We start from the raw sequence: 17,599 nt of genomic DNA on the forward strand, positions 1-17,599 counted from the left end.
AGGAGCGTCAGCTTCGGTGCCAAGTTCTACTGCTGATATCGCGCAGAAAATCGACGTAGTCCGGATGGATACTGTGAATGCACCCGCCGAATGCGAAGCTGACCACCAGCGCGTCGAGCAGCCATCGTCCGTGGTGGGCGAGCGCCGGTCGCGGCGCGGCGATCGGGGACGAAGCCGGGCCGCCGCGCTCCCGCGCCGGGCGTCCCGACGGCCCGGGAAGACCAGCAGCGGGCTTCCGACAGTCGGGCTCGGACTTGCAGAGATTTCGGTGAAGGTGCGGACCGATCTCCGGGATCGCGGCGTCAGTCATGATCACCTCTCTATTGTGAGGGCACGATCCTGGTTTCTGCGGGTTACATCCCGGTGTCTCAACAAGATGATCTCGGTTACAGCCGTAACGGTGGCGTTCTCGTTTGTTCGATACGGTACGTGCCGGGACGAATGCTCGCGCTGTGCTGTCACGCACAATATGAAGCGCGCAATCTTTTAGGGGGCGTGGTATCAACTCAGCCGTGTAAGGCCCGATGACCGGACGCGCCCAGATTGGCCGCCGGGGCGGGCCGGCGACGGACGCGAAGGACATCCGCGTGGCGCTATCAGCCCGACCGGACGCTCCTCCCGCTCCCCGAACCGGCGCGTCGAGATCGTGCCGTCGCGGCGGGCCGCCGCGAACCGGAGGTGGCCATGATCGAATCCAGTCTGGACCGGGGTCAGGGTCGGAGCGCGCGCGCCGGCACGACCCGCATCCTCCTCGTCGAGGATGACGCGGGCATGCAGCGCATCGTCTCGGACCACTTCGCCGACCACGACGTCGCCGTGACGGCGGCGACCGACCGGGCGGAGGCGGAGAAGCGGCTCGCGGAGTCCGAATTCGACCTCGTCGTGCTGGACCTGCGGCTGGGCTCGGAGAACGGGCTCGACCTGCTGCGCGACCTGCGGGCCCGGAGCGACCTGCCGGTGATCATCACCACCGGCCATCGCCGGGACGAGATCGACCGGGTGATCGGCCTCGAGCTCGGCGCCGACGATTACCTCGTGAAGCCATACGGGCTGCGTGAGCTGCTCGCGCGGGTCAGGGTCATCCTGCGCCGGGCCGAGGTGGCGCCCGCCCCGGCGCGGGTCCAGGAATCCCACCGCAGCCGCTTCGAAGGCTGGGTGCTCGACCGGCGTCGCCGGCGCCTCACCAATCCCGACGGCGCGGATGTCGCGCTCAGCAAGGGCGAGTACGCCCTGCTGGTGGCCTTCCTCGACGCGCCCCAACGGCCGCTCAGCCGCGAGCAGCTCCTGCAGGCCACGCGCGTCCACGAGGACGTGTTCGATCGCAGCATCGACGTCCAGATCCTGCGGCTGCGCCGCAAGCTGGAGGTGGATCCGAGCGCGCCGCGCCTGATCGTCACCGAGCGCGGCGTCGGCTACGTCCTCGCCGCGACCGTCGAGAAGCTTTAGCCGTGACCCGGTTCCGGGCCGGCCGATGGCGCGTCGCGGTCGCGGCGCTCCTCGGCAGCGCCGCGGCGCTCCTCGCCGCGGCCGCCCACGAGAGGCCAGCCGGCCACGACAGGCCGGCCGACACCGCGCTCTCCGCCGAGGCGGCGGACGCGCTGGGGGTTGATCACCCCGGTGCCGGACACCCTGGAGGCGGACCCGGCCCGGGCCGCGATCGGCCGCCTGCTCTTCACCGATACGCGGCTGTCGCGCGGGGGCGACCGGGCCTGCATCACCTGCCACGACATCCGCACCAGCGGCGCGAGCGCGGTGCCCCGGAACCTGACCGCCGACGGCACGCCGGTTCCGCGCAACACGCCGACGGCCTTCAACGCGGCGCTCAGCTTCCGGCTGGGCTGGGCCGGCAACATCCCGAGCCTGCGCGAGCAGGCCGAGCTCGCCCTGACGCGGCCCGAGTTCCTGGGCGGTTCCTGGCCCCGGATCCTCGACACGGTGCGCGGCGACCCGGTGCTCGCCCCGATGTTCCAGGCCGCCTACGGGCGCGCGGCCGACCGGGAGACGGTAATCGACGCGATCAACAGCTTCGAGCGCACGCTCCTCACACCCGACAGCCGCTTCGACCGCTGGCTGCGCGGCGACGCCCACGCCATCACCGGCGCGGAGCAGGCGGGCTACGACCTGTTCCGCCGGATCGGCTGCGCGTCCTGCCACCAGGGCGTCAATGTCGGCGGCAACCTGTTCGAGAAGGTCGGGATCTTCGTCACGATCCCCAACAAGGTGGCCGAGGTGCTGCGGGTGCCCAGCCTGCGCAACGTCGCGGTCACGGCGCCCTACTTCGACGACGGCGGGATCGCCACGCTCCCCGAGGCGGTGCGGCTCATGGCGCGGGCGCAGCTCGGCCGCGAACTTACCCCCGCGCAGGTCGACGGGATCGTCGCCTTCCTCGGGACCCTGACCGGCACCTACGAGGGCCGGCCCCTGACCGCGCCGCCAGCGCCCGGCGCAGCCTCTCAGGACGGCAAGCCGCAGCTATGAGACTGACCCTGCAGGCCGTCACGCTCGGCGCGCTGCTCGCGGCGCTGCTCACGTGGCTGCTGATCAACGGCAACGGCGGGATGGAGGCCGCCTACCTGGCGACCCAGCGGACGGTCGATGCCCTGGCTCTGGCCGAGTCGCGCATGCAGCACGACGTGCTGCGGGCCCGGACCGGGCTGCTGCGCAACTACGACCCGATCGTCGCGCACCAGCGCGAGATGCAGAAGGCCGGGGCCGACCTGCAGGCGAGCAATGCCGGGGATCCCGACGTCCAGGCGCTGGCCGAAGCGGTGGATCGGGAGGCCGCGATGGTCGAACGGTTCAAGACCGGCAACGCCCTGGTGCAGAACTCGATCGCCTATTTCGACTCGCTCAGCGACCGGCTGTCCGAGTCGGACATCGCCCCCGGCCTCGCGCGCGCGGTGGCCGCGCTCCAGATCCGCATCTCGGAACTCGTGCGCGACTCGACGCCCGCGCGCCTCGCCGACATCCGCACCCGTCTCGAGACGTTGCACGAAGCCGACGGGGCGGCCGCCCGGGCCGGCGACGTCGACGCCATCGTCCTGCACGGGCGCCAGCTCTTGGAACTGCTGCCGCACGTCGACGCGGTCACGCGCTCGCTGCCGGCCTCGTCGAGCGAGGCGGCCCGCGAGGCGCTCCTGGAATCCCGGCGAAGCCTCCGCGACCGGCGCCAGGCCCGGGCGGACGGATTCCGTCTCGCGCTCTACGCCGTCGCCCTCGCGCTGCTCGCCCTCGTGGTCCGCGTGGGGGTGCTGATGCGTGCCGGGACCCGGATCCTGCGCCGGACCGTGGATTTCCAGACCGTCGTGGCGCAGGCGGCCAACCGCTTCCTGGCGATCCAGCCCGACGAGACCGACACGCGCATCGTGGACGTCCTCGCCATGGTGGGCGAAGGGCTCGACACGGATCACGGCTACGTTCTCATGCTCGACGGCACCGGCGCGGTGCATCTCTGGAACCGGCCCGGCCTCGCGCCGCCGAGCGGCTGGCCGGCGGCGCAGCAGGCCCTCGTTCACGACGTCGCGGCCGCCGCCAGCGACCTCATCTTCGTCGAGGTGGCGGACGAGACCGGGCCGCCGGCCCTGCGCCGCTCCCTGGCCGAGCGCGGCGTCGTCTCGTGGGCCTGCGCGCGGCTGCGCCGGGGCGATCGGATCGTCGGCCTGCTCTGCTTCGAGCGCACCACCTCCGGCCTGCCGCCCTGGCTGCGGCACTCGCGCGGCCTGCTGCAGGTCGTCGCCGACAGCTTCGCGGCCGCCCTGGAGCGACAGCACGTCTGGGCCGAGCGCCGGGAGATCGAGGCGGCGCTGCGCCGCGCCCAGCGGCTCGAGGCCATCGGGACCTTCGCCAGCGGGGTCGCCCACAACATCAACAACGTCCTCAACGTCATGCTGGGCCACGCCGAGATCGCCGGGGACGCCCTGCCAGCCCATCCGGGGCGGGCGGCCGAGCATATCGGGCTGCTGGTCCAGGCCGGCGGCCGCGCGCGCGAGATCGCCGGCCAGATCCTCGATTTCGGCCGCCCCGCGCGCTCCGCGCAGTGCACCAGCGCGGCGGACGCGGTGGTCCACGAGACCGTGGCGCAGATCCGGGCCTCCACGGCCGGACCGGCCACGATCGCGCTCTCGGGCACCGCGGCGGGCGCCCGCGTCGGCGGCGAGCCGGCACAGCTGCAGCAGGTCGTCCACAACCTGATCCGCAACGCCGTCCAGGCCTCCGCGCCGGGCGCGGCCGTCGACGTGCGGCTTGACCACGTCGCCCTGCCGCGGTCGAGCGCCCTGACCCACGGCACCCTGCGGCCCGGCGCCTACGTCCGGATCCGCGTGTCCGACACCGGCCGCGGCATGGACGAGGCCACGCTCGCGCGGATCTTCGAGCCGTTCTTCACCACCCGCCCGGCCGGCACCGGCCTCGGGCTCGCCACCGCCTTCGAGTTCGTTCAGGAGCACGACGGCGCCTTCGACGTGCGCAGCGCGCCGGGCAGCGGCAGCACCTTCGCGGTGTGGCTGCCCGTGATCCCGCAGGCCGCGGCCGGCGCGGCGGCCGGCGGGACCGTGATGCTGGTCGGGCGCACGCGCCGGTCGGTCCAAGACGACGAGGAGACGCTGGCGGCGCTCGGCTACGAGCCGGTCGGCTACGCGGACCCCGAGGCGGCCCTGGCCGTCCTGCGGCGGGAGCCGGGGCGGTTCGATCTGCTGATCGTCGAAAACCGTCTCGCCGATCTCTCGGGCCTCGCCTTCGCGCACCGCGCCGCGCGGATCTCCGGGCGGCCGATCGTGCTCTCGCTGTCGTCGACCGACGCGGTGCAGCCGGAACTCCTCGCGGCGGTTCCCGTCGCCGACATCGTCCGGCGGCCGTGGCGCTCGAACGCCCTGGCGCTGACGCTGCGGCGCCATCTCGCCTCCGCCGACCCGGCGCGTCGCCCGGCCGCCGTCTCCTGAGGGCACCGGCGGCATCAGGATCCTGCGATCCGGCCACGCGGGCGCTATCCCGGCTTTGACAAGCTCGGCGTCACGTGGGACCGGTCTGGCATGCCGGGCGGCCAGATGCGCGATGCCGCCCCGACGATCGAACGGGCCGGGTCGAGTCTCGCCGAGACCCCATCGCGCGAGGGACCCCCGATGCCCGTCGAAGCCGCGTCAGGACGCCATGCACGGGAGATCTGACGCCCCGATCTGCGACCCGGCCTTCCTCGCCGACGGCGGCGCGATGGCTGTGCTCCTGCGCGCGCACGACTGGGACAGCACGCCCCTCGGCGCGCTGTTCGCCTGGCCCGAATCGCTGACGACCCTCGTCGGAGTCATGTTCGGCGCGAACCGGCCGACGTTCATCCTCTGGGGCCCCGAGCGGCGGCTCCTGTACAACGATCTCTACGCGGAGATCCTCGGCGACCGGCATCCCGCGGCCCTCGGCCGGGACTGTCTCGCGGTCTGGGGCGGGGTCGGGGCCGGTCTCGCGCCCCTCGTGGACAGGGCCTATGCCGGCCGGCCGGTCCACACGGCGGAGGGTGAGCCCCTCCTCCACGGCGACGGGGGTGCCGACGCGGCGCGCTTCGCGCTCTCCCTGGTGCCGGTCCGGGACACGGCGGGGCGCGTCACCGGCCTCGTCGGGACCTGCACGGCGATCGCCGGTCAGGCGGCCGCCGCCAGCCGTCCGCGCGAGACGGAGGCGTCGCGCCGGGACAACGAGGAGCGGCAATCCTTCCTGCTCGATCTCAGCGACACGCTCCGTCCGCTGACCGCGTCGGCGGAGATCGTCGCGGTGGCCTCGCGGCGCCTCGGCGAGCGCGTCGGCGCGAGCCGCGTCTTCTACGCCGAGATCGCCGGCAGCCTGATGAAGGTCGAGCGGGAATACGTCCGGGGCGTCGGCTCGATCGTCGGGGAGCATTCCCTGGCGGCGTTCGGCCCCGACCTGCTGGCCGCCTACCGCGACGGGACCGTGGTCGCGGTCGAGGACGTGGCCGCCGATCCCCGCTTCAGCGAGGCGGCGCGCGCCGGCCTCGGATCCCGCGAGGTCGCGGCCTTCGTCGACGTCGTGCTGTTCCGCGGCGCGGAGTGGGTGAGCCTGCTCGCGGTGCAGAGCGCGGTGCCGCGCGCCTGGACCACCGCCGAGGGGAACCTGATCCGCGACGTCGGCGAGCGCGTGAAGGCGGCGATCGAGCGCGCCCGCGCGGAGGCGGCCCTGCGCAAGAGCGAGGAGCACCTGGCGGCGATCTTCGCCGGCGCCTCGGTCGGCCTGTCCGAGGTGGATGCCGCGGGGCGCTTCCTGCGGGTCAACACCGAGCTGTGCCGGATCCTCGGGCGCCCGGCCGAGGCGCTGCTGCGGCTCGGCGTCGCCGACGTGACCGATCCCGCGGACCGGGCGCCGAGCGCGGCCGCGCTGGCGCGGGCCCTCGAGACGGACCGCGATGTCACCCTCGACAAGCGCTATCTCCGCCCGGACGGCAGCGCGATCTGGGCCAGCAGCAGCATCCGGCGCCTCGACGACGCGGACGGCAGGCTCAAGAGCCTGCTGATCGTCACGGCCGATCTCAGCCGGCGCAAGGAGGCCGAGACGCGGCTCGCCGAGAGCGAGCGCCGCCTCCAGGACCTGAACGAGACCCTGGAGCTGCAGGTCTCCGAGCGCACCGCGGAGCGCAATCTCTTCGCCACGATCGTCGAGAGAACCGACATCATGGTGATGGCGGCCGATCTCGACTACAACATCCTGGCGATCAACAAGGCGAATGCGGACGAGTTCGCGCGCATCTACGGCGTGAGGCCGAAGGTGGGCGACAACATGCTCGACCTGCTGGCCGACCAGCCCGAGCATCAGGCGCAGGTGCGGGCGGGGTGGGGGCGCGGGCTCGCCGGCGAGGAGATCACCCTGGTCGAGGAGTTCGGCGACGCGGAGCGGGCGCGCCCCTACTACGAGATCAGCTTCCGCACCCTGCGCGACGCGCGGGGCGAGCGCACGGGCTGCTACCAGTTCGTCATGGACGTCACCGAGCGGCTGCGCGGTCAGGCCGAGCTGGCCCAGGCGCAGGAGGCGCTGCGCCAGTCGCAGAAGCTGGAGGCGGTGGGCCAGCTCACCGGCGGCGTCGCCCACGACTTCAACAACCTGCTGACCATCATCCGCTCGTCCGTCGACTTCCTGCGCCGGCCCGATTTGCCGGAGGTCCGCAAGCGCCGCTACCTCGACGCGGTCTCCGAGACCGTGGAGCGGGCCGCGAAGCTCACCGGCCAGCTGCTGGCCTTCGCCCGCCGGCAGGCCCTCAAGCCCGAGGTGTTCGAGGTCGGCCAGAGGGTGCGGGCGATCGCCGACATGCTCGACACGCTGACCGGCGCGCGGGTGCAGGTCGTGACCGAGGTGCCGGAGGCGACCTGCCTGATCCGGGCGGATGTGAGCCAGTTCGAGACCGCGCTCGTCAACATGGCGGTCAACGCCCGCGACGCCATGGACGGGGAAGGCACGCTGACCCTGCGCGTGACCTGCGGCGCGGCCCTGCCGGCCATCCGCGGCCATGCCGGGTCCCGGAAGCCCTTCGCGGCCGTGTCGCTGATCGACACCGGCACGGGCATCCCGCCCGAGCGGATCGGGCGGATCTTCGAGCCGTTCTTCACCACCAAGGAGGTGGGCAAGGGGACCGGCCTCGGCCTGTCCCAGGTCTTCGGCTTCGCCAAGCAGTCGGGCGGCGACGTCGACGTGCGCAGCACCCTCGCTGCGGGCACCGCGTTCACCCTCTACCTGCCGGAGGTGGCGTCCGAGGAGCGGCCGGCGGGTGACCGCCTGCAGGATTCCGACCTCGCGCCGCTCGGGAGCGGGCAGCGCGTCCTGGTCGTGGAGGACAATGTCGGCGTCGGGCAGTTCGCGACGCAGATCCTGGAGGATCTGGGCTACCGGCCGACCTGGGCGGCCAACGCCGAGGAGGCGCTGGAGGAGCTCGGGCGGGCGGCGCACAGATACGACCTGGTCTTCTCGGACGTGGTGATGCCCGGCATGGGCGGCGTCGCGCTCGCGCAGGAGCTCCGGAGGCGCGCGCCGCAGGTGCCCGTGGTGCTGACTTCGGGCTACAGCCACGTGCTCGCGCAGTCGGACGCCCACGACTTCACGCTGCTGCACAAGCCGTACTCGGCCGAGCAGCTCGGCCGCATGCTGCATCGCGCCCTGGATCCGCGCCGGAAGGCCGGCGCGCTCGCGGATCCGTCCTGAGCCCGGGCTCCCGCGTCGGGATCCCGGACCTCCGGGCCGGGGCCTGCGCGGTTCGCCGCCGCCCTCAGCCAGCTCTCAGCTCGCCCTCAGCCCGCCCTCAGCTCGCCTTGGCCCACGCCACCGCGTCGGCGCCGGCCGGCAGACGCATGGGGCACGACGGGTCCGTCACCGCGCGCCACACCGCCTCCGCCACGTCCGAGGACCGGGTCAGGTCCCCGTCCGCCTGCTGGATGCCGGCGAAGACCTTCGCGGCCACCGCCGCGTAGGCTTCGGGGATGTCCATGCCCATGCGGGCGCGCGCGTTGGCGCCGAACGCGGTCTCCGGGGCCCGTCCGGGAATGACCAGCCGGGCGCGGATGCCGAACGGTTCGAGTTCCAGCGCCAGGGACTCGGTGAAGGCGTTCACCGCCGCCTTGCTCGCCGTGTAGACGGACAGCAGGTGCAGCGGGCGCTGCGTCACGCTCGACGTCACGTTGACGACGACGCCCGCGCGGCGCGCCCGGAACTGCGGCAGCACCGCTCGGGTCATCGCGATGGTGCCGAGGGTGTTGGTCTCGAACACCTCCCGCGCGGCGTCCATCGAGACGCCCTCCAGCGCGTTCAGGAGCCCGACGCCGGCGTTGTTGACCAGCGCGTCGACCGGTCCGGCCGCCGTGACCGCGCGGTCGATGCTGTCGTGGTCGGTCACGTCGAGCGGCAGGATGCTCAGACGATCGGAGGGCGGCAGCAGGTCGCTCCGCGGCCGGCGCATCGTGGCGACCACGCGCCAGCCCCGTTCGAGGAAGGTCCGGGCCGTCTCCAGGCCGAAGCCGGACGAGCAGCCGGTGATCAGGATCGTGTTCATGGGAACTCCCGTGCAGAAGCGGCAACGGGGTGATAGGGAGCGCGGGCCGGACCTGATACGTGCGCAAGTCCGTTTCGCATTGGCGAGCGTCCGAGAATGCCCGATCCGCTCACCCAGGTGGTCGGCCTCCTCCGGCCGAGCGCCCCGCTGTCCAAGCTCGTCACCGGCTCCGGTCACTGGGCGGTGCGGCGCACGGATTCCGGGCTTCCGTTCTACGCCGCCGTGCTCGAGGGCGGGTGCCGCCTCGCGATCGACGGCGAGGCCGGGATCGTGCTCGGAGAGGGCGACTTCGTCCTCATCCCCGCGGCCCACGCGTTCACCACCACCAGCCTCGAGCCGCCGCCCCCGCGGCGCGCAGCGCAGCGTCCCGTCGCTTTGAGCCCCGGCGTGTTCCGGCTCGGCGACGCCGAGGGGCCGCCGAATGTCCGGATGCTCGTGGGCCACTGCGTCTTCGCGTCGAGCGACGCGGATCTGCTCGTCTCGCTGCTGCCCCGGTATGTCCATGTGCGCGGCGCCGCCCGGCTGACCACTCTGCTCGGCCTCGTGAACGAGGAGACCCGCGCCGACCGGCCGGGCCGCGACGTGGTCCTGGCGCGCCTGCTGGAGGTCGTGCTGATCGAGGCGCTGCGCGCCACCGCCGGGCCGGCGGCGCCCTCGGGATTGCTGCGCGGGCTCGCCGACGACCGGCTCGCCGCCGCCCTGCGGCGGATGCACGACCGGCCGACGGCGAGCTGGACGGTGGCCGCGCTCGCGCGCGAGGCGGGCCTTTCCCGGTCCACGTTCTTCGAGCGGTTCCGCCGCGCGGTCGGGGTCGCCCCGATGGAGTACCTGCTGGCGTGGCGGATGGCGCTGGCGAAGGATCTGCTGCGCCGCGAGGCGGTCGGGATGGCCGAGGTAGCCGCGCGGGTGGGCTACAGCTCGGCGAGCACGTTCAGCGTCGCCTTCGCCCGGCACGTCGGCCGGCCGCCGGTCCGGTACGCCCGCGAGCGGCCGGTGCCGTGATCCGGGCCGGCTGGCCGTGCCCCGGACGAGCCCAGGCCGTGCCCCCGACACGGAGAGGCGGCTTCCTTCCGGTCCGGCACCGGCATCGACGGGGCCAGCCGGCCCTTCGCCCCGAGGCCGGGTTCGGGTACGAGACCGGAATCGCGCTCGACCCCGTCACCCGCCGCGGCGCGACCGACGCGCCACGGCCCCTCGCGCAGGAGAACGTCCTGATCACCGATCCGCAGGCCCTCCGCGCGCAGGCCGGTGCCCGTGCGAGCCGCCGCCAGGACCGCGCCGCTCGATGGACGCCGGCATTCCGCGCGATCGCCGGCGGCGTCCGAGCCGACATCGGCGCTCCCCCGCGGGGCACCCTCGGCACGGCGGCGCGCTCCTGATGGTCGCATCGTCCTGGGTGCCCGCCGCCGCACCCGGCGGTCCGGCGGCATCGCGGCGCGTCGGCTCCATCGACGCCCTGCGCGGGCTGGTGATGCTGCTGATGCTCGTCGACCACGTGCGGGAGTTCTTCTACCTGCACGCGCAGGTCCGCGACCCGATGGACCTCGCCGCGACGCCGCCCGACCTGGTCCTGACACGGGCTGCCTCGCACCTCTGCGCGCCGGTCTTCGTCCTGCTCACCGGCCTCTCGGCGTGCCTCTACGGGCAGAGGCACGGCGCGCGGGCGACCGCCGCCTTCCTGCTCAAGCGCGGTCTGCTCCTGATCCTGCTGGAAGTGACGCTCGTCAACGTCGCCTGGGCCGGCAGCGTCCGGCCGCCGATCCTGTACCTGCAGGTGATCTGGGTGATCGGTCTCTGCATGGTGGCGCTGGCCGGCCTGCTCTGGCTGCCGCGGGCCGCCCTCGTGGCCGGGGCCCTGGCGCTCATGCTCGGCCACAACCTGCTGGACGGGGTCGCGATCCGGGCGGACGAGCCCGGCTACGTGCTCTGGTCGATCCTGCACCAGCGCGGGATGATCGCGCTGCCCTGGGGCGGGCTGGCGCGGACCTCGTACCCGCTCCTGCCCTGGATCGGCGTGATCGCGGCCGGCTACGCCCTGGGGCCGCTCTTCGCCGGCGGTGTCGACGCCGCGCGCCGACGCGCGGGGCTCCTCGGGCTGGGGGCGGCCGCCCTGGTCGGCTTCCTCGTCCTGCGCGGGCTCAACGGCTACGGCGAGCCGGTGCCGTGGCAGGCGGGGGCCACGCCGCTCGCCACGGTGCTGTCCTTCGTCAACCTGACCAAGTACCCGCCCTCGGCCGACTTCCTGCTGCTGACCCTCGGCCTCGGTCTCGGCCTGCTGGCGCTGTTCGAGGTGATGCCGCAGCGGCTCCTCGGCGGCCTGCGCGTCTTCGGCGGCGCGCCGCTGTTCTTCTACCTGCTCCATCTCGCGCTGCTGCGCGTCCTCTACGACGGCGCGGTGGCGCTGGGCCTCGCCGGGGCGTCGGGACGGGTGGAGGCCGGCTCGCCCCTCGCGCTCTGGCTCGTCGCGGCCGCCGTGAGCGTTCCCCTCTGGCTGGCGTGCCGCGCCATGGTGCGCCTGAAGCGGGCCTCGACATCGCCGGTCCTGAGCTACCTCTGACGGCGGCCCCCCGGCCGCCGACATCCGCCGCTGCCCCGTGTGGGAGCGGCCACGACCGGGCCGCCCCCGCGGTCCCGCGTCACGACAGGTCCGCCCCGTCGCGGTCGTGCTGATGGCGCAGCTCGGGGGTCCCCTTCACCGGCCCGACGGTGACCTCCGCGTCGCTCCGGCTCTCCGCGCGCGCCGTGTCGATGAAGACGCGCGCCTCGCCTTCGCGCACGCCGAGACTGCGCAGCGCGTAGAAGGACATGCCGAGGGCCAGCTCCCGCTCGCCCATCAGCACGAGGCCGACGCCGTCCTCCTCGAGATGCCGACGTTCCGCCTCGCTGTGCGTGCGGACCACGGTGTCGATCCCCGGGTTGGCGGCGCGCGCGGCCTCAACGAGGCGACGGGCCTGATGCGCGTCGGGCGTGGCGACGACGAGCAGGCGCGCGGTGCCGATACCGGCCGCCTCGAGGATGCCGGGCGCGGTCGCGTCGCCGAACACGGCCTGCGTGCCGGCCGCGCGCAGGGCCAGCACGCGGCGCCGGTCGCGCTCCACCACCACGTAGGGCAGGTCCCAGGTCTCCAGCGTCGCGCCGATGCTGCTGCCGACGCGCCCGAAGCCGATGATCACGACGTGGTCCCGTCGCGGCGGCTCCCCGCCCGAGATGGCGACGTCGGCCGCGCCTTTGCGCGCGAAGCGGGCGGCAAGGTCCGGCCGGTCAGCGAAGACCTGCTCGATCCGCGCTGCCAGGGCGAAGAAGAGCGGGTTCAGCGTGATCGACAGCAGGGCTCCGCCCAGGATCAGGTTGCGGCCTTCCTCGGGCAGCAGCTTCAGCGACAGGCCGAGCGATACCAGGATGAAGGAGAACTCGCCGATCTGGGCGAGGCTCGCGGCGATCGTCAGGGCCGTGCCGAGCGGGTGCCGGAAGGCCAGCACGATGGCGACGGCCGCGAGGGACTTGCCGACCATGATGACGCCGAGCACCGCCAGGACCGAGAGCGGCGCGCGCAGGAGGATCCCCGGATCGAACAGCATCCCGACCGACACGAAGAACAGGACCGCGAAGGCGTCCTGCAGCGGCAGCGAATCGGCGGCCGCCTGATGGCTGAGATCGGACTCGGCGAGCACCATCCCGGCGAAGAAGGCCCCGAGGGCGAAGGAGACCCCGAACAGCTCCGCCGAGCCGAAGGCTATGCCCAGGGCCAGGGCCAGGACCGCTAGGGTGAACAGCTCCCGCGAGCCGGTGCGCGCCGCCTGGTCGAGCAGCCAGGGCACGAAGCGGCGTCCGCCCACCAGCATCAGCCCCGCGAAGACCGCGACCTTGGCGAGCGTCAGAACGACGGTGAGCGCGAGGCTCTGCGCGTACTCCGGTCCGACGAGCTGGGCGACGAGGTCCGTGAGGGCGTGGGCCGTGCCGTGCCCGAGGCCCCGGGCCTCGCCCCCGAGCGAGGGCGCGAGGGCGGGCAGGACCACGAGGGTCAGCACCATCGCCAGATCCTCGACGATGAGCCAGCCCACCGCGATGCGGCCGTTGTCCGTGTCGAGGAGGCCGCGCTCCTCCAGCGCGCGGAGCAGGACCACCGTGCTCGCGACGGAGAGGGCGAGGCCGAAGACCAGGCCCTGCCCGAGGGTCCAGCCCCAGGCGAAGGCGAGGCCGATCCCCATGGCGGTCGCCGCCGCGATCTGCACCACCGCTCCGGGCAGGGCGATGGCGCGCACGGCCATCAGGTCCTTGAACGAGAAGTGCAGCCCGACCCCGAACATCAGCAGGATGACGCCGATCTCGGCGAGCTGGCCCGTGAGGTTGCTGTCGCCCACGAAGCCCGGCGTGTAGGGGCCGACGAGGACGCCCGCGACCAGGTATCCGACCAGCGGCGGCAGCCTGAGGCGCTGCGCGACCATCCCGCAGATGAAGGCGAGGGTCAGCCCGAGGGCGATGATGGCGATCAGTTCGGTCGCGTGCGGCACAGGGTCTTCACCTCCGGGGGGCGATGCGGATAGGGCGGAGCGAGCCTTTCCGAATGGCGGCCGCGTTTCAACGCTCTTCCGACCGAACGCCTGTGCGAACCGCCGTCGGCGATCGCCGCGTGCCCCTCGGGCGCCGCGAAACCGCCTCCCGCCGAGCCGCGATGGTCTTCCGGAGTGCTGTCCCGCGCCAGGGCGGCGGGCGCCGCCCGCGTCCTCGCGTCCCGATCGCCCATCGTGCAGGAATCCGGCACGCGGTCGAGGGCCGAGGCGGGTCGGGGCGGGACGAACGGCCGGGACCTGGAACCCGCGGCCTCGCCGCTGCCGGAACCGGGCGCCTCGTTGGGACCCGCGCCGCGGGAGCGGTGCCGCCCGCGCGACGTGCGGCAGCCTGACCGGGATGCGCGACACCGTCACGCGGCCCGGAAGCGGGCGCGCGTCCGGCCGCAACAGGGTCGGGTATTACTCTAGCTGTCCGTGAGGATCGACGTGAGATCCGTGAACCCCTGGGCCTCGCTCGTGAGCAGGGCCACGAGCAGCAAGCACAGGCCGCCCAAGAGTGCGACCCCGGCCGTGGCTCCCACCAGATCCGACGTCCGAATGGTCGGCTCAGCTTGACGGCTGAACAGCAAAGCTCGCCCTCTGCGAGTGTTCGGATACGTACGGCTCACGCGATGCCCCCAGAGATCGAGGCCCCTTGTATTAACGTTCACATGATCGGCTCTTCATCCGCGCGCGAACCGCGAGCATTGTAAATCGCGTGCGCTGGCGCACGTCCAAGATCTAGGAAGAGGATGATTTGACCTTCCCTCGATTGTCCGGGCCTTGGTCGCGGGCGGCCGCTGCTCTTCGGGGACAGCTTCGGCCACCGGGTGCCGTTCATGCTGACGATCCTGTTCGCTGTGACATTCCGGGAGGTGCACGTCGTCTGGCCGACCTCGATCGATGACGGGCTGGTCGATCGCGTGAAGCCCGACCCCATGCTGACCGAGATGGACGAGCGGCTTCTCCATCTGACCGTCGACGGCGGCTTCGCTGTCGCGGTGCACGCGCGCGGGCGGTTCGGCGCCGAGCTATCAGGGGTGTCGCGGCGCGGGTCGCCGCGCATGCCGCGGCCGTGACAGCGGGACGGCGCCGGTCGCGCGAAGCTTCGCCGCATGGGCAAGGCGCTGGGCTAACGCGGCCCGCTGCCTTCGACCGTCGTCGGTGAACCGAGCCAGCCCTTCGCCGCCGCCGCCGCGCGCAGGATTGCCTTGGCAGGCTCGTACTTGAGATGAAGCCGCTCGCGGGTCTCCGCGGGCAGGAGCGCCAGACGCCCGGGATCCGAATTGTCCTCGAGGTCGGCGAGCTTGACGAGGGTCGCCCGGAGGGTGCCCACTTTCGCGATGTTGTTGATCCAGGCCGCGTAGGTGACGCGACCTCCGGGCTTCGTGAGCATGGCGACCGAGGTCAGCACGTTGTCGCTGAAGCCCTCCTTGGCCAAGTCCCCGAACCCGTAGCGGGTGTCCTCGACCACATCGTGCAGCCACGCGGCCTGCAGCGCCTCGTCCCGCTCCAGGTCGGACCAGAACGGGCACCCTTCCGACAGCCCGAGCACGCCGGCAGCCACGCGCGCAAGATGCTCGATATACGGCCTGCCGGCCTTGTCGACTTGGCCGTCGTGGGCGACGGTGGCCACCGTCCGCGCGTCGGCCGCGGTCCGGCGGAGGGGAGGCAGGATCACGCGGTCATCCCTTCACCGGATACGCCAGCAGGGTCGCTGTCCCGGCCATGTACCGCTCTCAGCCCGACACGAACAGCATCATCATCCGCGCCGCCGCCGCGATCTGCTCGACGGTGGCCTCCGGCATGTCGGCGACCGCCTTCTCGACGATGCTCCGGGCGATGCCGTCGTACAGGCCGATGCCCAACGCGAACGTGCTGAGACGAACCAGCACGCTGTCGGCGATCGCCTTCCGCTTCGGATCGGGCACGTCGCTCATGTCGTCCTCGGGAAACTCATGTTGATCGCGCTCTCGGCCACGTGCAGCGCAGCGCCGGCGCGGAGGCTCGTCGCCTGAGAGCGCATTTCGATAGCCTGGGCCACGTCGACGTGGTGGCCTGTCGGGATCGTGAAGGGCTCAGCCGTCGCGGTCTCGCTCTCCACAGCGGTCGTCTCGGCCTCACGGTGCGGAGCACCGGCGCCGGACGGCCCGCGGGCCGTTCGGGACCGTGCGGATTTTCGTGCCGCGGGGCGACACCGCGCGTTCCGGCGGACCCGCTCAGTCCCGGCCCCGAAGGTGATGTTTTCCTTGGGAAATTTGGCTGGGGCGCCAGGATTCGAACCTGGGAATGGCGGTACCAAAAACCGCTGCCTTACCACTTGGCGACGCCCCAAGGTGAGCGGAGGCTGTCTAGACGCCGCGCCCGCCCCTGGCAAGCGGCGGATCGCGGCCTCCCGGCCCCCGCAAGCCGCCGCTCAGCGGCGCTCGGGCGTGCCGTCGATCCGGCGGGGCAGGCCCTGCGGGTTGGCGGCCTGGAGCGCCGCCGGCAGCAGGGCGTCGGGGACGTCCTGGTAGCTCACCGGCCGCAGGAACCGGTCGATCGCGAGGCTGCCCACCGAGGTCGTGCGCCCGTCAGAGGTCGCCGGGTAAGGCCCACCATGCACCATGGCGTGCGCCACCTCGACGCCGGTCCCGAACCCGTCCACCAGGATCCGGCCGACGCGGCGCTCCAGAAGCGGCAGCAGGTCCCGGGCGGCCGCGTGATCCTCCGGCGCGAGGTGCAGCGAGGCCGTGAGCTGACCCTCCAGACGCTCCAGGACCGCCCGCATCGCGGCGAAGTCCGCGCAGCGCACCACGAGCCCCGAGGCGCCGAACATCTCCTCCTGCAGCTCGGGATCCGCCAGGAACACGTCCGAGTCCGCGGCGAACAGGGTCGCCCGGCCCTGGGTCGCCCCGCCCTCCGCGCCCTCGGCGATGCGGGTGACGGCGGCGTGGCCGGCCACCCGCGCCACGGCCTCGCGGTACGCGCGCTGGATGCCGGGTGTCAGCATGGTCGCGGCCGGGCTCTCGCGCAGGGCCGCGCCGGCCGCCTCGAGGAAGGCGTCGAGACCCGGACCCGGCAGCGCCAGGATCAGGCCGGGATTGGTGCAGAACTGCCCGGCGCCGAGCGTCAGCGAGGCCGCGAAGGCCTTGCCGATCGCGGCGCCCCGCGCGGCGAGCGCGCCGGGGAACAGCAGCACCGGGTTGATGCTGCTCATCTCGGCGTAGACCGGGATCGGCGACGGGCGCCCGGCCGCGATCGCCATCAGGGCGGTGCCGCCCCGGCGCGAGCCCGTGAAGCCGATGGCCGCGATCCGGGGATCGGCCACCAGCCCCTGCCCGATCGACTGGCCGGCATCGAACAGCAGCGAGAAGGTCCCCTCCGGCAGGCCGCAGGACGCAACCGCCTTCTGGACGGCGCGGCCGACCAGTTCCGAGGTGCCGGGATGGGCGGGATGGGCCTTGACCACCACCGGGCAGCCCGCCGCCAGGGCCGAGGCGGTGTCGCCCCCCGCCACCGAGAAGGCCAGCGGGAAGTTCGAGGCGCCGAACACCGCCACCGGGCCGACGGCGATCCGGCGCAGGCGCAGGTCCGGACGGGGAAGCGGCTTGCGGTCCGGAAGGGCCGGGTCGATCCGCGCCTCGACGTAGCTGCCCTCGCGGACGACGCCGGCGAACAGGCGCAGCTGGCCGACCGTCCGGGCGCGCTCGCCCTCGATCCGCGGCCGGGGCAGCCCCGTCTCGGCCATGCAGCGAGTGACGAGGTCGTCCCCGATCTCCAGGATGTTCGCGGCGATCGCTTCCAGGAAGCCGGCCCGCGCCTCCGGGTCGGTCTCGCGGAAGGTGTCGAAGGCGGCCTCGGCGAGCGCGCAGGCCCGGTCGAGGTCGCCCCGGCTCGCGCCCGGGAAATCCGGCTCCAGGGCCTGTCCGGTGGCCGCCTCGACGGCCCGGAAGGCCGCCTCGGTGCCGCGCCGCGCCTCGGCGCCGATCAGGTTCTCGCCGCGCAGGGTCATGAGCTGCTCCTCTCGGTGGGGGTG

General features: G+C 73.1%; 13 protein-coding genes and 1 tRNA gene. 7 read left to right on the forward strand and 7 right to left on the reverse strand.

Features of this window, described 5'->3' with window-relative positions:
* Nucleotides 1-7: 7 nt before the first annotated feature.
* On the reverse strand, nucleotides 8-310 hold the full coding sequence (locus BM314_RS30085) for a hypothetical protein (protein ID WP_139237802.1): 303 nt from the start codon (nucleotides 308-310) through the stop codon (nucleotides 8-10).
* Nucleotides 311-684: 374 nt separating this feature from the next.
* On the opposite strand from BM314_RS30085, the gene BM314_RS05475 reads away from it, so the two are divergent.
* The 4 genes from BM314_RS05475 (at nucleotide 685) to BM314_RS05490 (ending at nucleotide 8,187) form a co-directional block, all read left to right on the forward strand.
* The gene (locus tag BM314_RS05475; RefSeq protein WP_091977293.1) at nucleotides 685-1,446 is read left to right on the forward strand and encodes a response regulator; all 762 of its coding nucleotides are present in this window, start codon (nucleotides 685-687) and stop codon (nucleotides 1,444-1,446) included.
* Between the two features lie 171 nt (nucleotides 1,447-1,617).
* Nucleotides 1,618-2,478 (forward strand): cytochrome-c peroxidase, encoded by an 861-nt coding sequence (locus BM314_RS05480; RefSeq protein WP_244539849.1) that lies wholly within the window; start codon nucleotides 1,618-1,620, stop codon nucleotides 2,476-2,478.
* Complete coding sequence (locus BM314_RS05485; protein ID WP_091977295.1) at nucleotides 2,475-4,937, forward strand: two-component system VirA-like sensor kinase; 2,463 nt, start codon at nucleotides 2,475-2,477, stop codon at nucleotides 4,935-4,937. The genes BM314_RS05480 and BM314_RS05485 overlap by 4 nt, the downstream gene beginning before the upstream one ends.
* A 208-nt stretch (nucleotides 4,938-5,145) precedes the next feature.
* Nucleotides 5,146-8,187 (forward strand): PAS domain-containing protein, encoded by a 3,042-nt coding sequence (locus tag BM314_RS05490; protein WP_091977297.1) that lies wholly within the window; start codon nucleotides 5,146-5,148, stop codon nucleotides 8,185-8,187.
* 97 nt (nucleotides 8,188-8,284) lie between these two features.
* On the opposite strand, the gene BM314_RS05495 is transcribed toward BM314_RS05490, so the two are convergent.
* Complete coding sequence (locus BM314_RS05495; RefSeq protein ID WP_091977299.1) at nucleotides 8,285-9,031, reverse strand: SDR family oxidoreductase; 747 nt, start codon at nucleotides 9,029-9,031, stop codon at nucleotides 8,285-8,287.
* 96 nt (nucleotides 9,032-9,127) lie between these two features.
* On the opposite strand from BM314_RS05495, the gene BM314_RS05500 reads away from it, so the two are divergent.
* Both BM314_RS05500 and BM314_RS05510 read left to right on the forward strand, forming a co-directional pair.
* Nucleotides 9,128-10,033, forward strand: a complete 906-nt coding sequence (locus BM314_RS05500) for an AraC family transcriptional regulator (RefSeq protein WP_091977300.1) — start codon at nucleotides 9,128-9,130, stop codon at nucleotides 10,031-10,033.
* Nucleotides 10,034-10,409: 376 nt separating this feature from the next.
* Nucleotides 10,410-11,588 carry an acetyltransferase domain-containing protein gene (locus tag BM314_RS05510; protein ID WP_091977304.1) on the forward strand — a complete coding sequence of 393 codons (1,179 nt, stop codon included), beginning with the start codon at nucleotides 10,410-10,412 and terminating at the stop codon, nucleotides 11,586-11,588.
* A gap of 79 nt (nucleotides 11,589-11,667) precedes the next feature.
* On the opposite strand, the gene ybaL is transcribed toward BM314_RS05510, so the two are convergent.
* Nucleotides 11,668-13,542: a cation:proton antiporter domain-containing protein gene (gene ybaL / locus BM314_RS05515; protein WP_056532444.1), complete on the reverse strand. Its 1,875-nt coding sequence runs from the start codon at nucleotides 13,540-13,542 to the stop codon at nucleotides 11,668-11,670.
* An 878-nt stretch (nucleotides 13,543-14,420) separates the two neighbouring features.
* On the opposite strand from ybaL, the gene BM314_RS05520 reads away from it, so the two are divergent.
* On the forward strand, nucleotides 14,421-14,660 hold the full coding sequence (locus tag BM314_RS05520; RefSeq protein ID WP_128083280.1) for a hypothetical protein: 240 nt from the start codon (nucleotides 14,421-14,423) through the stop codon (nucleotides 14,658-14,660).
* 53 nt (nucleotides 14,661-14,713) lie between these two features.
* Here the strand turns inward: BM314_RS05520 and BM314_RS31245 are convergent, their stop codons facing one another.
* From BM314_RS31245 to BM314_RS05540, 4 genes are all read right to left on the reverse strand, one after another.
* Nucleotides 14,714-15,262 (reverse strand): HD domain-containing protein, encoded by a 549-nt coding sequence (locus tag BM314_RS31245; protein ID WP_020095358.1) that lies wholly within the window; start codon nucleotides 15,260-15,262, stop codon nucleotides 14,714-14,716.
* A 58-nt stretch (nucleotides 15,263-15,320) separates the two neighbouring features.
* Nucleotides 15,321-15,521, reverse strand: coding sequence for a hypothetical protein (locus BM314_RS05530; protein ID WP_091977306.1), 201 nt, complete (start codon nucleotides 15,519-15,521; stop codon nucleotides 15,321-15,323).
* 319 nt (nucleotides 15,522-15,840) lie between these two features.
* Nucleotides 15,841-15,915 (reverse strand) — tRNA-Gln (locus tag BM314_RS05535).
* Between the two features lie 82 nt (nucleotides 15,916-15,997).
* A complete protein-coding gene (locus BM314_RS05540; RefSeq protein ID WP_091977308.1) occupies nucleotides 15,998-17,575 on the reverse strand; it encodes an aldehyde dehydrogenase (NADP(+)) in 1,578 nt (525 codons plus the stop codon).
* Between the last annotated feature and the right edge of the window lie 24 nt (nucleotides 17,576-17,599).

Origin of the sequence: Methylobacterium sp. 13MFTsu3.1M2, from assembly GCF_900112625.1 — a bacterium.
Taxonomy (GTDB): domain Bacteria; phylum Pseudomonadota; class Alphaproteobacteria; order Rhizobiales; family Beijerinckiaceae; genus Methylobacterium.

Bases quoted from the DNA above. Each gene is read 5' to 3' on its own strand.
- BM314_RS05500 (WP_091977300.1), top strand. From the start codon at position 9,128: ATGCCCGATCCGCTCACCCAGGTGGTCGGCCTCCTCCGGCCGAGCGCC.
- BM314_RS05485 (WP_091977295.1), top strand. From the start codon at position 2,475: ATGAGACTGACCCTGCAGGCCGTCACGCTCGGCGCGCTGCTCGCGGCG.
- BM314_RS05530 (WP_091977306.1), bottom strand. From the start codon at position 15,521: ATGAGCGACGTGCCCGATCCGAAGCGGAAGGCGATCGCCGACAGCGTG.
- BM314_RS05540 (WP_091977308.1), bottom strand. From the start codon at position 17,575: ATGACCCTGCGCGGCGAGAACCTGATCGGCGCCGAGGCGCGGCGCGGC.
- BM314_RS05475 (WP_091977293.1), top strand. From the start codon at position 685: ATGATCGAATCCAGTCTGGACCGGGGTCAGGGTCGGAGCGCGCGCGCC.
- BM314_RS05520 (WP_128083280.1), top strand. From the start codon at position 14,421: ATGCTGACGATCCTGTTCGCTGTGACATTCCGGGAGGTGCACGTCGTC.
- BM314_RS05495 (WP_091977299.1), bottom strand. From the start codon at position 9,031: ATGAACACGATCCTGATCACCGGCTGCTCGTCCGGCTTCGGCCTGGAG.
- BM314_RS30085 (WP_139237802.1), bottom strand. From the start codon at position 310: ATGACTGACGCCGCGATCCCGGAGATCGGTCCGCACCTTCACCGAAAT.
- BM314_RS05490 (WP_091977297.1), top strand. From the start codon at position 5,146: ATGCACGGGAGATCTGACGCCCCGATCTGCGACCCGGCCTTCCTCGCC.
- BM314_RS05510 (WP_091977304.1), top strand. From the start codon at position 10,410: ATGGTCGCATCGTCCTGGGTGCCCGCCGCCGCACCCGGCGGTCCGGCG.